Source organism: Coleofasciculus sp. FACHB-712 (genome assembly GCF_014695635.1).
GTDB lineage: Bacteria > Cyanobacteriota > Cyanobacteriia > Cyanobacteriales > FACHB-T130 > FACHB-T130.
Genome location: NZ_JACJOQ010000391.1, coordinates 31,157 through 46,838, shown reverse-complemented (window position 1 = coordinate 46,838; position 15,682 = coordinate 31,157). Strand labels below are relative to the sequence as shown.

General features: G+C 47.1%; 10 protein-coding genes. 6 read left to right on the top strand and 4 right to left on the bottom strand.

Going from position 1 to position 15,682, the window contains the following annotated elements; translation table 11 throughout:
- The first annotated feature begins 74 nt into the window (after positions 1-74).
- The 5 genes from hpsA to H6F50_RS11415 all read left to right on the top strand — a co-directional run bounded on the left by hpsA (position 75) and on the right by H6F50_RS11415 (position 8,174).
- Complete coding sequence (gene hpsA, locus H6F50_RS11435) at positions 75-4,871, top strand: hormogonium polysaccharide biosynthesis protein HpsA (RefSeq protein ID WP_190428784.1); 4,797 nt, start codon at positions 75-77, stop codon at positions 4,869-4,871.
- A 38-nt stretch (positions 4,872-4,909) separates the two neighbouring features.
- Positions 4,910-5,575, top strand: a complete 666-nt coding sequence (hpsB, locus tag H6F50_RS11430) for a hormogonium polysaccharide secretion pseudopilin HpsB (RefSeq protein WP_190428783.1) — start codon at positions 4,910-4,912, stop codon at positions 5,573-5,575.
- An 80-nt stretch (positions 5,576-5,655) separates the two neighbouring features.
- Entirely contained in the window at positions 5,656-6,636 is a 981-nt protein-coding gene (hpsC, locus tag H6F50_RS11425) for a hormogonium polysaccharide secretion pseudopilin HpsC (protein WP_190428782.1), read from the top strand.
- A 17-nt stretch (positions 6,637-6,653) separates the two neighbouring features.
- The gene (locus H6F50_RS11420) at positions 6,654-7,289 is read left to right on the top strand and encodes a prepilin-type N-terminal cleavage/methylation domain-containing protein (protein ID WP_190428781.1); all 636 of its coding nucleotides are present in this window, start codon (positions 6,654-6,656) and stop codon (positions 7,287-7,289) included.
- 318 nt (positions 7,290-7,607) lie between these two features.
- Positions 7,608-8,174 (top strand): type II secretion system protein, encoded by a 567-nt coding sequence (locus H6F50_RS11415; protein WP_190428780.1) that lies wholly within the window; start codon positions 7,608-7,610, stop codon positions 8,172-8,174.
- A gap of 93 nt (positions 8,175-8,267) precedes the next feature.
- Here H6F50_RS11415 and glgB read toward each other — a convergent pair whose 3' ends face one another.
- The 4 genes from glgB to H6F50_RS11395 form a co-directional block, all read right to left on the bottom strand.
- Entirely contained in the window at positions 8,268-10,574 is a 2,307-nt protein-coding gene (gene glgB, locus H6F50_RS11410) for a 1,4-alpha-glucan branching enzyme (RefSeq protein WP_190428779.1), read from the bottom strand.
- A gap of 550 nt (positions 10,575-11,124) precedes the next feature.
- Positions 11,125-11,433, bottom strand: coding sequence for a hypothetical protein (locus H6F50_RS11405; RefSeq protein ID WP_190410650.1), 309 nt, complete (start codon positions 11,431-11,433; stop codon positions 11,125-11,127).
- A 40-nt stretch (positions 11,434-11,473) separates the two neighbouring features.
- Complete coding sequence (locus H6F50_RS11400; protein ID WP_190428778.1) at positions 11,474-12,190, bottom strand: glutathione S-transferase family protein; 717 nt, start codon at positions 12,188-12,190, stop codon at positions 11,474-11,476.
- A gap of 294 nt (positions 12,191-12,484) precedes the next feature.
- Positions 12,485-12,658 (bottom strand): hypothetical protein, encoded by a 174-nt coding sequence (locus tag H6F50_RS11395; protein WP_190410652.1) that lies wholly within the window; start codon positions 12,656-12,658, stop codon positions 12,485-12,487.
- Between the two features lie 605 nt (positions 12,659-13,263).
- Here H6F50_RS11395 and H6F50_RS11390 point away from each other — a divergent pair.
- Complete coding sequence (locus H6F50_RS11390) at positions 13,264-15,651, top strand: GAF domain-containing protein (RefSeq protein WP_190428777.1); 2,388 nt, start codon at positions 13,264-13,266, stop codon at positions 15,649-15,651.
- The last annotated feature ends 31 nt before the right edge of the window (positions 15,652-15,682 follow it).

Sequence of the window (15,682 nt, the reverse complement as noted above, 5' to 3'; positions counted from 1 at the left end):
AACGCTAGTTCTTAATTTTTTAAGTTTTAAACTCTTCATTCCACTAATCTCTCACCTTTGACAGGAAAGCAGCCATGTCATCCCGCAACAAGCTAGTTAAAGCTATCCAGAATCTTTTCCGACAAATGATGCAGCTAGCAAGAGTGATTACCAAATCGCTCATGAACTGGCTCTTGCGGAGCTTGCTTATCATCGGGCGTCGCTCAAAGCTTAGTACGGCAGGATTTTTGCTGCCAACTGTCACAATGGTGATTTTGGTGGTCATATTGCTTACCACCGCCATGATGTTCCGAGCTTTCGATCGATCTAAAAACGCCAGCAATATTCGGGTAGATACGGCAGTGCTGGCGGCTGGAACTCCAGCGATTGATCGCGCTAAAGCTAAGATAGCAGCTTTATTTACTGACCCCACGCTGCCGCGCTCAACGCCTGGGGATAGCCCCCTCTCCGAGGCTATGACCAGCAGTATTAAAGCCTATACGCTGGGTGATGAGGTTCCGTTGAAGCTGGGTTTTGATATAGATAAAAATGGCGGTGCGTTAAATGAAACAGGTCAGCTGGAAAAGCAAGAAACCCTAAAAACTGCTTGGAGATATCCAGTTGATACAGATAACGACGGCAAGTTTGATAGTTTTACTCTATACGGCATCTTCTTTCGGAGTCCTACTCGCGATACTAGCGGAAAATTTGATCGGCCTCGAAACCCTTTAGAAGCCAGAACTCCTCCCTTAGATGAAAGTTCAACCAGCAATCAGTGCCCAGCCGCATCGGGTACTAGCGCTAGCTTAGTGGGGGACACAAACTGGCAAAAATTAGGCTCGAAGCTGAAGAAAAGCTTCTATGTTTTTACTGCTACTGTACCGATTACAGATCCAGCGCTTCTCGGTCTGGATACGACTAAATATCAAGCAGCAAAAACCAAAGGATTTTCAGCTCTGGAGTTTCAGCAAGATCAAGCTCGCATCCCCCTCACTAACAATGCGGTTGTCTATGAAGACGATCTGGAGATTGCACCAGGTGCTGGATTAAAGCTGAATGGACGTATATTTGCGAATGCTAACTTGCTAACTGGTAAAGTCTTCGATCCTATCAGGCTATATCAAGTAAGTAGCCCAGATTCTTGTTTCTTTGAGGCAGAAAATAGCAAAATTGTAGTCGGTGGCAACGTAGGGAATGGTCGCATTACTGGGGAGGGAGAAGGAAATGGAGTTCAGGTAGATTTATTTAACCCTGATGCTAATCCCGGAGCTAATCCTCTTGGTGCTAATATCAATGCTACCAATAAGTCTGTGACGGAAGCAGCAACTGATACAGCCTATAATAGTCTGGCTTATGCTCAACGGTTGAACTTATTAGTAGATGCACAGTTTGCTAAAGCTGATACCACAGATCCATCGGAAGTTAAAAGTAATATTATCAAACGCCAAGCAGCGGCTGGCAACACTTTAGATCCCGTCGAGTTACGCCGAGAAGAACTGGAAATCTACTTTGGAAAACGCCTGCGCCGCGTTCCATTTAAGGAAGTTGCTTTTGGAGCCAGCGGGGTAGGTACTGAAACGGCAGGGAGTGTGCTGCTAGGTAGCGGCGATTCTTTAAGACCCCTTGATAAGTGGGTATATCCGTTTGATTTCACAAATAATAATACCTCTAACACCGGCTTGACGCTGCAACTTAATAAGCTACCAGCGACAGAACCGCAAAAACAGCAAGAGGTTTATAAGGGGCGGGAAAAATTGATTGGCGATCGCATTTTGGTCGGCAACAACCTGCCTTTCCTCTGGTATGACACCACAACAGCAAAGTTCATCGGGAAAGACTCGCCTCAAAAAATACTACCTACGAACAACTGGGATGAAGTGGGCAATAACCCCGCTACTCAGGCTCGCACCCGCACTACCCGCGTCGATAAGCTTACGAGTCTAAATGCGGGTGTTACGGAGCGGGACGGTTTAATGGAACAAAAAGCCGCTGAGGCGAAACCGAACCCGCTCGATAATCAGGGGGGTTTGCGTATAGTCACAGGTGCAGGAATTTATGTGGATGATGATGGGGTTGTTGGAAACGGAGTAGCCCTCAGACCCCGCAACACATATTCCTTTCTGCCGAATCCTACCCTTAATACAGGTGTGACGCCGCCGCCTAACCTTAACAACAATGCTGCTTTGCCAAACATCTATGTCTGGCCTGACTCTATGCCTATGACAGGTGGAGCTGGAGAGGCAAGAAAAGGCGACCTGCTCATGAGAGCGACAGCTGTTTATCACTACGCGCAAGAAGCGGGAGCCGCTCAGAAACCAATTGCCTGTGTGAGTAGCTACTATAATCCTACAAATGCGATTACTGCCCAAAACGAAGAGGCTCTGCTAGCAAACTGGACAAATCCTTCAGCAGATAAAACCGCAGGCACACTCGCAAATCCGGGTGGGTTGAAGAATGGCAGGTCCAACAACGGCATCGTTTACACTTTTCCTGGCAGAAATATCGCCACCTATTTGCTTGAGTTAACTCGGCAGGCACGACTGGTATTTCCTGATGGGCGTATTGCTAATGAACCATTAAGAAATGCTTTGGAAAAAAATACTCTAAATAAGCCACTGTCGCTAGCTGAAAATTCAGCAATTGATACAGCGATTTGTGCGATAGAGCTTTTAAAAACTCCTAGCCCAGTACCAATGGCCGCTCCGCCAGTCCCTCATGGAGCCATCTACGAAACAACATTTCTTGACGCCAGAGAGATAAAATCCATTGGGAATGCGACAACCCCGCTTAGTACAGATTACAATCGCAGTCTTGAATTGCGTCAGCCTCTAGAAGTTCGGGCTACAGCATTAGATGTAAATCTACTGCGGACAAAAACAATTGCCGGTGGGCCAGGCGGACAAGAATATTTGATACCAAACAGCGGCATTATTTATGCCACTCGTGATGATGCATTACTGGATAAAAGCAACAGCAGCAAACTGGTAAGTCCAACTGACTATCAGCTCGACCCAACTCGCCGTCCAAATGCGATTGTATTAACAAATGGCAGCAATTTAAGCCGCCAGACGGGTTACAGACCCGAAGAAAAAGGGTTTATCTTGGCTAGTAATTTGCCCGCTTACGTGAAGGGGGACTTTAATTTACATAGCGAAGGCGAAGAGTTTAAAGGTGGCAGTTTGTTGGCAGATGATTGGAGCAATTTCTACGCTCGTACCGCTGCGAATATAAACGACAACTTCGCCTGTCGCACAGGTGACCCTAGGCTTCCTAACAACAAATGCCAAACAGGTGATACGTGGCGAGCGGCAACAGTTTTAGCAGATGCTGTTACCCTGCTTTCTAATAATTACAGGTTTGGTTTCCGGAATGAAGGAGACTTTGACCTGAGAAATAATGTAGGCAACGCTCCTGGCTACGACTTTAACGGGAACAATACCATCAGCGCGACCGATCCAGCAGTAAGTGAGATTGCCTTGGGCTTTGACCTCAATGGGAACAATAACAAGACTGACACTATTGTTCTTGAAACACAAATAACAGCCACAGCAGCTCAGAAACTAAATGGCTTGTTTGACAATAACTTCCTTACGAGTGCTGATTGGTTCCAGCCAGCAGATGGCTTTCCTAAAGACTTTGATATAGCTCCTACTGCTACAGGAGTTCAAGGCAGTTCCTATGTCAACAACTTTGTCACCCCAATTCAGCGACGGGTGGTAGGTTTCCCAGAGTATTTGATGGAAATGTGTACGAAGGTGCCTGTTTCGAGCTGTACACCTACTGACTGGAGTGTTGATGGTGGAGGAATGAAAGCGTCGGGTCAAATAGGTGTGTTGTACGCCCTAGGAACACATAAGGCTGGCACAACAGCGGATCTTGCCTACGACTCAGACACGGCTGACTCAGCTCCAGAATTCCGACGATATGCTCGTCGTGTTGCTTTTCGGAGGAATGTTGGTAATGGTAGACTACTCCTCGATGCCAATAAGCATCCGGTTCCTCTGGGTATTGATGGTGCAGGGAAAATTCAGGCATTCGAGGGTAGTACTGCTGTTGTACCTCGGATCAAAGCGAATGCCCCCACTCTGTGGTATCGAACGACTGTTAGATCTACGTACGGCGGTCTCCAGGTACCAGTAGTAAATAATTACGTTGCAACTAATCCACTGTTTTACCAAACAGCTAATGGACAAAAATTAACCGGACTCGATCCCAAAGAACAGCCACTCTTAGTACCCGTTCTGCAAATACAGACACCGACTGGTACCCCCGGTAGCTCCGCCTTGAATCCACAGGGTGTATCTACAGATGCGGGTAAAAACTGGATGCAAACAGCCACTGAGACAAAATCTAATTTAGTCGCGATCGCTGGTGACACGCCTGCACGTCCCACAGAATCTAACGGGGGTTTAGAAAACTTTGTGCGTTTCTTAGAAAACTGGGAAAACGTTAACAGCCGAATTAGCGGCTCATTGATCCAGTACAAACGCAGCGCCTACGCTACAGGACCCTGGCAAACAATTCAACTAACTGGCTCAACCCCCAAGGGAGACACGGCTCTGTTCGGCACAGGCTATCGGCAGGTTTATAGAACTAAAAACACCCCGCTAGCCGGGAGCAGCACTGAAGGGATGTCGCCCTTCTACTACCCACCCAATCGCCAATGGGGCTATGATGTGGCGCTCCTGTCTCAGTTGCCTGACTTGATTACGCAACAATTCACACAACCGCCTACCACCCCCCCTAGCGAATACTTTAGAGAAGTAAATCGGGACGATCCGTGGATTGAAACATTATTGTGTGCGGTGCTCGTCAATCCTCCGAATCCAACCAAACCGGCAGCGATCAATGATAGCCAACGTCCAAGTACCTGCGCCATTCCTAACAACTAATAAAGCCTTGCTCAGAACCTATTGGGATTTAGCTGACCATGATTAAGCGCAAGCGCAAGCACAAGCACGTTTCCTCCCAGTCTAGCGAGACTGGTTTCACCCTGATTGAGTCGTTGCTGGCAATTATTGTGATTGCTATCTTAATGACAGCGATCGGGCCAGTTATCGTTCTCTCCACAGCAACCAGGCTACAGGCTAAACGGGTGGAATTGGCATCTAAAGCTGCCTCAACCTACATTGATGGTGTCCGCTCTGGCAAGGTCGCCTCTCCACCCATCGCTAAAGATAAGTCTCTCGCTAGTGCCACTCCCCCTACTTCCGGAACTTTAGCCTGTTCCAAGAATGTAGATTATTGCACTTCACCAGCTAACTTATACTGCGTTGATGGTGATGGGAATGGAACGTGTACCACAGATAGCCTCCAAGACATGATAGTTCAAGGGTTTGGGTACTCAAGTTCATACGTAACTGTAACTGATGCCAGCAAAGGCTACAGCCTGGGTGTGCGTGTTTATAGAGCAGATGCTTTTAAGAGTGGTACGACGTTGGAAACAAGCGAAACCCAATCTAGTTTTGGTGGGGGACTCACGGCTACAAAACCACTGCTGCAAACAACCACAGAAATTGCTCCAACAGGTAAGTCCTCGTTGAATGACTTGTGCGATCGCATTCTAAAACCGGATGGCACCAAAGGTTGTCAGTAGAGGCTGGTTGGGAGTAAACAAAGCGCAATTTCAAATTCTTTGACTGCACTATATTGGTCAGCAAAAGGGGGAACAGCAGCATGATTAGTCCACTCAAATTTATTCTTAATACCCAGTTAAAGCTAAAGCGCTCTCATCTGGGTCAGAAAACAGGCGGCTTTACCCTGATTGAACTGCTGGTAGCTATGATTATGGCAGCTCTAGTAATAACGCCTTTGCTAGGGTTCATGCTCAACATCTTGGAAACAGATCGCAAAGAACAAGCAAAGGCAAACACTGAGCAAGAAATTCAATCAGCGCTTGGCTACATCGCCCAAGATTTGCAAGAGGCAGTTTATATCTACGATGCCGCTGGCTTAAATCAAATCAAAGCCCAATTACCACCAGCCCAAGGCGGCTCCCTTGGTTGTGCTGTTGGTAGCAACTGTACACCCGTCGTCGTATTCTGGAAGCGGGAAGTAAAAAAAGGTGTTATCCCTGTAACGGGGACAGCTAAAACTCAGAGTGACGATGCTGTAGTCTATTCTTTAGTTGCCTACTATCTTATTAAAACTCCGGACAATACGTGGTCTACTAAGGCTCGGATTGGACGATTTCAAATTGAGGATAGAGTAAAAAACCCTAAAAATACTGTGGCTCTGGCTAGTATTTCCTCAGCATATCTTGGTACTGAAACGGCTGAAAATAAGGGTTTTAAAATGTTTGACGCCAACCTGTCCGGTGGCATCACAAGCATCATGACTCAGTGGACAAAAGGGGCTGCTGCGTATGAGGCTCCCACACGCATCCTAGTTGATTATATTGACTCCGATTCAGCTATAGGAGCTTGCCAACCTGCTATAGACCCAAATACTGGGCAGTCAAAGGCAGTTACACCTATTGGAATAAATGGCTTTTATGCTTGTGTCGTAGATCCAGCCCAAGCGCTGGCACAGGTATTTATCAAAGGAAATGCCACAGCTCGATTTAAACCAGATGCTACTTGCGATACCACCAAGCCTGGTACATCTTGTCCATCTGCAAGTGTTCAGGTAAAAGGTCGCGGTTCGCTGGGTCTTTAATAAATAAAGAGGAAATTATGAGAAGCTTCGTTATACCAAAGATATTACAGCGATTGCCTCTAGTAGAAGCAGCAAAGAAAGATCGGCGTAAGGATAAGCCAACTGCCTCCAACTCTGGGTTCACGATGATTGAGTTGCTGGTAGTAATTATAATAGTTGGGATTTTAAGCGCGATCACTGCTCCCGGCTGGCTGGCTTTTGTAAACCGTCAACGGATGAATACAGTTAATGATAGTGTCTTACGAGGGCTTCAAGAAGCCCAACGAGAAGCTAAGAGGACAAAACGCAGCTATAGCGTTAGTTTTAAAACCCTGCCCAATCAACTCCCTAAATTTGCCGTTTATCCTGCTGGCACTACCCCCCTTACTGCCAGTAGTCCCCCTGCTGACAACGACCCTCGATGGAAGACTTTAGCAGAAAATCAAGATATCAAACCGGGTCAAATTCAAGTTATTGCTAGTACAACCTCATTCACATTTGACTACCAGGGCAGAGTCAGCGAGCTAAACAATCTACCTGCCCCAGAACCAGATCCTCTATTTAAAGTTACGGTATCTGTTGCCAACAGCCCTAGTGTAAAGCGATGCGTTAAAGTGAAGACTCTTGTCGGAACAATTCAAACTGGGAAAAATGTTTCTGAATGCAGTCAGTGAGATATTAGGTTATTTTTAAAATCAGTGAAGATACGCAACTTAAAAGACGCACCCAAAGAGGAAAGTCAAGAAATTGGGCGCGTTTTTTATGTCTAGTTAATGCATAAGAAACTATTCAATGGCTCCAGTGCTGGGTGTACTCTGATACAGAGTTTAGTGCTAATTCTAATTATTGGAATATTAGGCGTGATCGCTACTGGAAAAAATACTGACTACAACCAATAGCCAATTGCAAAAATCAGCGAGGATACGGAACTCAAAAGACATATTAAACAAGGAAACTTGAGAAATTGGGTGTGTCTTTTTAGTATCTAGCTAATGCGTAAAAAGTTATCTAATTGCTCCAACGGCGGGTTCACGCTAATAGAGAGTTTAGTCGTAATTTTAATAATCGGGATCTTGAGCGCGATCGCTGCCCCCAGTTGGCTGGGATTTCTCAATGCCCAACGACTCAGAGTCGCCCAAGACCAAGCTTACCGAGCGATGCGAGAAGCTCAAAGCAACGCTAAGCGTGACAAAGTTGCTTGGGAAGCCAGTTTTCAAGAACAAAATGGGGTCGTTCAGTGGGCAGTTAATCGTGCCGGTATTAACCCTAGCCCCGGACAATGGAAAAATTTCGAGCAGAATATTCAAATAGACAACGCTAATACAACCTTACCGAGTAATAACTCTCAGGACAATAAAGCGAAGATGCAATGTATTGCACAATCCTGCCGAGTTCGGTTTGACTACAGAGGTTGCGTGATTATGAATCCGCAAGAGAACTTATATTTGGCAAGGTTAACGCTGAACATTAAGAATGGTGGGGAAATCAAACGCTGTGTATTTGTTTCCACTCTTCTGGGAGCAATGCGAACAGCGCAAGATAAAAGTTGCAAAGTGTAATCTGTGCGATCGCTATTCTCGCTTGGTAATCAGGAATGCGATCGCATCGAGATTCTTGTTCCCAGAACGGTTGTCTGGGAACAAGAAACCCGACTATCCCTGAGACAACCAAGACTGCATCGCGGCTGCTGTCTTCTGCCGGTCAAGCTTCAAAACCAGCACTCCTAGTGGCGGCAAACACAAGTCTAGCGAATAAGGACGGGTGTGGAACGACCACTCATCTGTCCACTTACCGCCTAAATTGCCCATGTTACTTCCCCCGTACTCACGGGCATCGCTGTTAAACAGTTCGGTATAGAATCCGGGTTCGGGGACACCTACACGGTAGTGACTATGCGGCTGAGGAGTAAAATTGCACACTGTGATAATAAACTCCTCCGAATCTTTCGCTCTGCGGATAAACGCGACCACGCTATGCCGGTTGTCGCTGCAATCAATCCACTCAAAGCCTTCTTGAGCAAAATCCTGAGTAAAAAGAGCTGATTCGCTGCGGTAGACATGGTTGAGTTCACTCATAAACCGCTTCAGTTTTTGATGTGACTCATGCTGCAACAAATGCCACTCCAAGTCACCCCAGACATTCCACTCACTCCACTGCCCAAACTCCATGCTCATAAACAGAGTCTTCTTACCAGGGTGAGTGAACATAAAGGCGAATAAGCAGCGAGCATTCGCGAACTTCTGCCACTCATCCCCCGGCATCTTGCCAATGATATTACTCTTGCCGTGGACTATCTCATCGTGAGATAGCGCCAGCATGAAGTTCTCGCTGTGGTTGTACCACATACTGAAAGTAATATTGTTCTGGTGGAACTGGCGGAACCAAGGGTCCATGTGAAAATAGTCCAGCATGTCGTGCATCCAGCCCATGTTCCACTTCAAATTAAAGCCCAGTCCTCCTACGTAGGTAGGCCAAGACACCATAGGCCAAGAAGTTGACTCTTCAGCAATCGACAGGGTGCCAGGATAATAGCTGAAAATCGTATGATTTGCCTGACGCAGAAAATCAGCCGCCTCAATGTTTTCTCTGCCGCCGTACTGGTTAGGCAACCATTCCCCAGGCTCACGGCAATAGTCTAAGTAAAGCATCGACGCCACAGCATCCACACGAATTCCATCAATGTGGTACTTGTCAAACCAGAACAGGGCGTTGGCAACCAGGAAGTTCCGCACTTCATTGCGGTTGTAGTTAAAGACTAGAGTGCCCCACTCTTTGTGTTCGCCTTTGCGGGGGTCGGCGTGTTCGTAAAGGTGGGTGCCATCGAAGAAGGCAAGACCGTGACCATCTTTGGGGAAGTGTCCTGGAACCCAGTCCACTAGCACCCCAATCTCGTTCTGGTGGCACTGGTCAATAAAATACATGAAGTCCTCAGGTGTCCCAAAACGGGAAGTGCAGGCATAGTAACCTGTTACCTGATACCCCCAAGAGCCATCATAAGGATGCTCAGCGACTGGCAATAATTCAATATGAGTAAATCCCAGCTCTTTAACGTAAGGAATTAGCCGTTCTGCCAGTTCCCGGTAGGTGAGGAAACGCGCTCCTGGTTTGTAGTCAGAGACGACTACCACTGGCTCTGTCTCTCCATTTGGCAACCGTGGCGGTTCAGCAGAGGAAGCGTGCAGCCAAGACCCTAGATGCACTTCATAGACAGAGATAGGATGGGTGAGCGGGTCGGTGTGGCGGCGCTTTTCCATCCAATCTTGGTCATTCCATTGGTAGGAATCTAAGTCAGTGACAATCGATGCTGTTTTAGGACGCACTTCATGCTGGAAGCCGTAGGGATCGGATTTTTCGTAAATGTGACCGTCGGCGTTTTTGATTTCATATTTATAGTGTTCCCCAACACCCAAACCTGGAATGAACATTTCCCAGATGCCGGTGGGACCTTTACGCATTTGATGTTTGCGACCATCCCAGTTGTTAAAATCCCCCAAGACAGAGGCGTTGCGGGCATTGGGTGCCCAAACTGCAAAATAAACTCCTGTCACCCCATCAATTTCCGTCGCATGGGCACCTAGTTTCTCATAGATGCGATGATGATTCCCTTCTGCAAACAGGTGCAGGTCAAATTCTGTCAGGTGGGGAGAACGGAAGGCGTAGGGGTCATAGATAACACGTTCGTGTTCCCCTTCTTGAATCCGCAGCTGATAGTTTGCCAGTTCTGGCATCTCAATAGTGCATTCAAAAAAATGAGGGTGATGCACTGCTTGCATGGGATATTCTGTCCGTTCTTGGGGGCAAACTACCCACGCGGCGTTGGCAGTGGGTAGATAGGCTCGCACTGCCCAGACGGTTTTGCCATTTTGCTGAATGGGATGGGCACCCAGGATTTCAAATGGGTCTTGATGTTGATTCCAAACAATCCGCTCAATCTGTTCGGGGGCGATGGTCATGGACATAAACCTATTTATCTAAAGGTCTTGAATGAATGGGTTCTCGATAGGGCTTTTTGGACGCGCACGTGTGTTGCGATCGCCCGTATCGTTGGCTTAAGGCGATCGCGTAGCGTCTGCCCTAAGCCTGAAAGTCTTCCCGTCAGGTAGGGCTATAGCAGCTAGCGGTTGAAGAACGAGCATCTCCCTCTGGTTAACAGCACTTTAATATTTATATACATTTTTTGTTTTTTGTATATTTTGTCATCGGTAGCAGGACACAGTTGTTTCTTCTACTTAGGACAATGTCAATAAAAGTGCATCGTCATCTAGCGTGAAACTGGCTGTTTTTAGAGTTATTGAAATTTACGTCTTCATCTGAGTATTGAGTTAAGAGTCGGAGCAAGCAAGTAGGTATAGCAAACAAAGGCAGATTTTCAAGTGGGGTGTACGCAGTTTATGATAGCGACTTACTTAGGCAAACGCTTTTCTCGTTGCCATCACTTTCCAAGGAACGCGAACCTTTATAACACTGACCGCACGCAAAGCAGAAAAATTAATCGCTAGAATGCGGGATTTATTTGGGCGTGGGGATACCAAAGGTACGTAGCAGCCGCCGCACGCGGAGCAGAAAAACTAATTCTCGCAGTTTGGGATTTACCTGGGATGTTGCAGCAGGACGGGTTTGCAGAGCGTTCTGCAATTGGGCATACTCAGCAGCCGTGAGTTGCTTGCCGTCGATAGGCGATCGCGCTTCCGTAATAATCTCCGTCCGCAATACTTCCTCAGGAGTATCCTCCGGTGGTGGCAGTCCCCTAGCAGGCATCACCCCCAGCAGTTGAAATGAAAATTGCAAAATCCATAGTGAAATAATGGGCTTTTTCATTTCTATTTTTAATTTTCAGTGTATTTTTAATTTTTAATTTTTAATTTCCCAATCCGGGGGGTAGTGGTTCCCGACAAAGAAGGTGAATCCGCTCAATGCGCTCAAACAACCAAGGATAATCTTCTCGGTATTGAGGAATCAGCGCTAGAGGACTGAGTAAAGCGGCTGCGGCGATGTCTGCAACGCTTAAGCGATCGCCCACCAGGTAGAGGCTATTCTGCCAGCGACTGGACAACACTTCCATTGCTACCTTCAGCCGATTTGCTGCCAGTTCCACCGCCGCCTGATTAATTCCATATTGCCGCCGCACCACCTGAATCACCAGCTGACTAGACGGCGAAGGGTCGATTTGCTTACCAGCACCGGCACGAAAATCATAGTAAACAAAGCGAGTCGCCGTGCCGATACTTTCATCCAGCCAATCTTCCAGCATCAAGGCTTCTGTCTGTAGTTGGCGATCCGGTAACGATAGCGCTGGTTCTGGGCGATAGCGATCTAGAAATTGTAAAATCTGCGTCGAGTCAGCGATCGCTTGCACTTCCTGCCGCGTCCCTGACGGCATGGCTTCGCTGACTCTCTGCATATCTTCTGCCTCTAACAAAAGCACCGGCACTGTCGTGAGTCCGGTGATTGGCTTGAGTTTGAGGATATGTAGCCCTGGGGTTAAATTTTCAACTTGATAAGCAATTTGCTTATAACCTAGCCCCAGCCTTGCCTTTCGACAATAGTGAGAAGTACTAAATTGCAGTAGTCGCATTTAATGCCAAAGCCGCCTACCGCAACAACAGATAAACATAGTCAGACCTTACTCCGACTCTAGGTGAGCCAACTAATGCTTGTGACCCCAGTTGTTTTCTCCAGTCAGTTGTTGCCAACATAACAGTTGTCTTGGGCGTCAATATTGACTCAGATAGTAGTAGATACCGAGTGAATGTGTGAGGAGCAATTACCAGATCGGGGTTCAGATGTTTCAGAACTCACTACTAACTTTCATACCCGTCGATTCGGTATGAATCCCTTTCAGGAGAAGTAAGGAGCGAAAACCAGCTCCTTAAGGAGACTTTGTGGGCGCTGGGCTAGTAGTCGTTCCACCAGTCGTTCCACCAGTCGTTGGAGATGTGGTAGGAGAAGGGCTAGTAGTACTATCACTCGGTCCTTCCTGACAAGCTCCCAAGGTGGTAGCCAAGCCGAGAACTAAAAGCAGACTCACTATTTTTTTGTTCATACACTCCTCTTTAAGAGATTGCAACCAAAGGAATCGTTTGCTATTTAATCACAATATTGCGGTTTTTGCTTAGACGCTCCCGCAGGTGAAATCTGGAATTCTTGGTTTCACCAGTCCTCTTAGCCAGTTTTGGGTATTCCAAAAGAGTGAGGTTCCTTGCTCCCAAGCTTGAATTCCGGTGCGCCCCACCGTATTCTTCGGATTTCGTACTTAGGAAAGAATACTCTCGCACTGCTGGATTCACACTCACTCCTGAGAGTGATATTGCTTTGGGTTTTTTTCAATTTCTTTTTTAGTAGAAGCCTCGGAAAAACAGAGCAGACTTTACCAGCAAGTGGTAATTTTGTCTATCCGCGAATTTTCGAAGATTTCCACATCGGGAGCGAATTTAGTTTTCTCAGTAAAGCAACGGAATGAAGCTAAGAAATCAACCTTTATGGAGATGTGGAGACTCACTATCAGTTATTCTGAATACAATTTCTAACCAAAGTGACTGATAAACTAACATGGCTTACCAATTGCTAGTGATTTGACAACAGGACGATTGACCGCTGCCTAAAATTTTTACCAAACTAGACGCGCAAGAAGAGTTCAAGGGAGGCGGCGTGTTTCCGCTTGTGGCTTATACCAGCAAATTATTTCCAGCCTGGATTCAGTACCCGCGAAAGCATTGGGCACTGCTACAGAAAATTGTGGATCGCATCCGCAACTCGTTGGAGTTGCAAGTGGTGCTGCAAACGGCAGTGGACGAAATTGCCACGTTGCTACACCTAGATAGGTGTTGTTTTTTGTGGTATTTCGAGGATACCAAGCGGGTACAAGTTGTCTGCGAGCGGATCAATGGAGAGCAAAAGAATTCTCAACTGGGGTACCATCCCTTAGAAACTTTTGGCGCAGTGGAGAGTGCGATCGCTTCTGGGAAATTAATTATCAACAGCCAAACAGCAGGTTCTCACCCGACGACAGGGGGGATGATGAATCGATGGCTTTCCTGGCTAAAGCGAGATAACCAGCAAATCGACACCAGTGGACGCTCCCAAGGGTCTTCTCCCTGGGACAGGGCTAACTTGTTCGTTCCGGTTAAGCGAAAAGAAGGGTGGGTTGGCTTTATTGTCTGTATTTCAGAGCAACCCCGCACCTGGTCAAACTCCGAAATTGAATTTCTGCAAGCGATCGCCCAGCAGCTAGAAATTGCGATTTGTCAAGCTCAGCTTTACGAGCAAACCCAGAAACAGGCTCAAAGAGAGCAACTGGTGAATCAAATTACCAGTCAAACCCGGCAGAGTTTTAACTTGGAAACAATTCTGACCGAAGCGATCGCGCATCTGATGCAGGCGCTGTCAGCAGATCGGTGTCTAGTGCATCTGGTGGAACATAGCGACACTTTGGAAGAGGAGCGAAGCCGGGGAGTCGAGAAGCAGCTTGTAGAGACAAAGGCGATCGCGTCTGAAGCCGGGGAGCAAGAAGCCGAGGAGCGAACAGATAAAACTTGCTTATTGCAACCCTTGCCCGCTGAGGGTGCCGCTTTTCGGCGGAAATACCTTTTTGAGGTGTGTCGGGAGCCTTTTCCCTCTACCATTGATGATTTTGATACCCACGGGCCACTGACCCAATGGGCGATCCAGCATCGTCAACAAGTGAGTATTCCTGACATCAAGCAAGACCCCCGAATTGGGGAAGCAAACGAAGAGTATCAAAAAGCCCAGATAAAATCTTCCCTGGTCGTGCCAGTACAGGCAAACGGAACACTCAACGCAATTCTTTATCTCAATCAGTGTTCGCATATCCGGTATTGGTCGAAAAATGACCGGACACTTGCCCAAGCGGTTGCCGATCAGCTGGCGATTTCCATTCGACAAGCCAACTTATACGCCCAAACTCAGCAGCAGGCAGTAGAAAGCGCCGCTCAAGCTAAGCAACTGGCCCAAACGCTGATTGAACTGCGGCTAACGCAATCCCAGTTGATTCAAAGTGAAAAAATGTCAAGTCTGGGTCGGATGGTAGCTGGCGTTGCCCACGAAATTAATAATCCAGTGAACTTTATCTACGGCAATATTCCTTATGTGGAAAAGTATGTAGATGACCTGATTCGATTAGTGCGGAGCTATCAAACTTTCTATGTCAATCCAGATGCTGAATTACAAAAGCTCACTGAGGAACTAGAGCTAGATTTCCTCCTGAGAGATTTACCGCGCATTTTGAATTCGATGCAGGCAGGTGCCCAGCGAATTCACGAAATTGTTAAATCATTGCAGAACTTCTCGCGCCATAATCAAGCGTCCCTGAAACCAGTCGATATTCACATCGGGCTGGAAAATACGCTGTTCTTGCTGCACAGTCAGCTGGGCAATGAGATCCAAATAGAGAGAAACTATAGCGACTTGCCTTTAGTGGAGTGTTACCCGAAGCAACTCAATCAAGTTTTCTTGAGTATTCTGATGAATGCGATAGAAGCGCTCAATCGGGGGTCTTCCGAGGACAAAAAAATCGCCTTGCGTACCGAATTGGTGCCGGACTGCTCTCAAGGGGTCGCTAGTGTGCGGATTGCGATCGCTGACAATGGGCCAGGAATTCCCCCAGAAATTCAGTCGAAAATCTTTGACCCCTTCTTTACTACGAAAGACGTTGGTCAGGGCAGCGGATTGGGCTTAGCAGTAAGTTATCAAATCATCGTTACCCAACACAAAGGCAAGCTACAATGCCACTCCCAAGTCGGTCAAGGTGCAGAGTTTATTGTTGAAATTCCCTTAATGCCCCCCCAACCGTTGTTAGCGCGGGGTGAGGAGAAGGACGCTAGCATTCCGGAGTCAGCAGTCAGAAACTCGGAAGCAGAAATTTATTCCTCATCCTATCGGGTGGATAACGAGAGCAGCTCTCCAGCAGCTTCCCTCAGCATCCCAAAATCTTACATTCTTCATCCTGGCGAACCTTCTCCTGTTCATCTCAAAGCAATCGCGACGACCTTGCCAAAAGAAGCAATTAGAGAGTGTTAAGCTGTGGTTGCGTCGAAGGTAGCGACTAGGT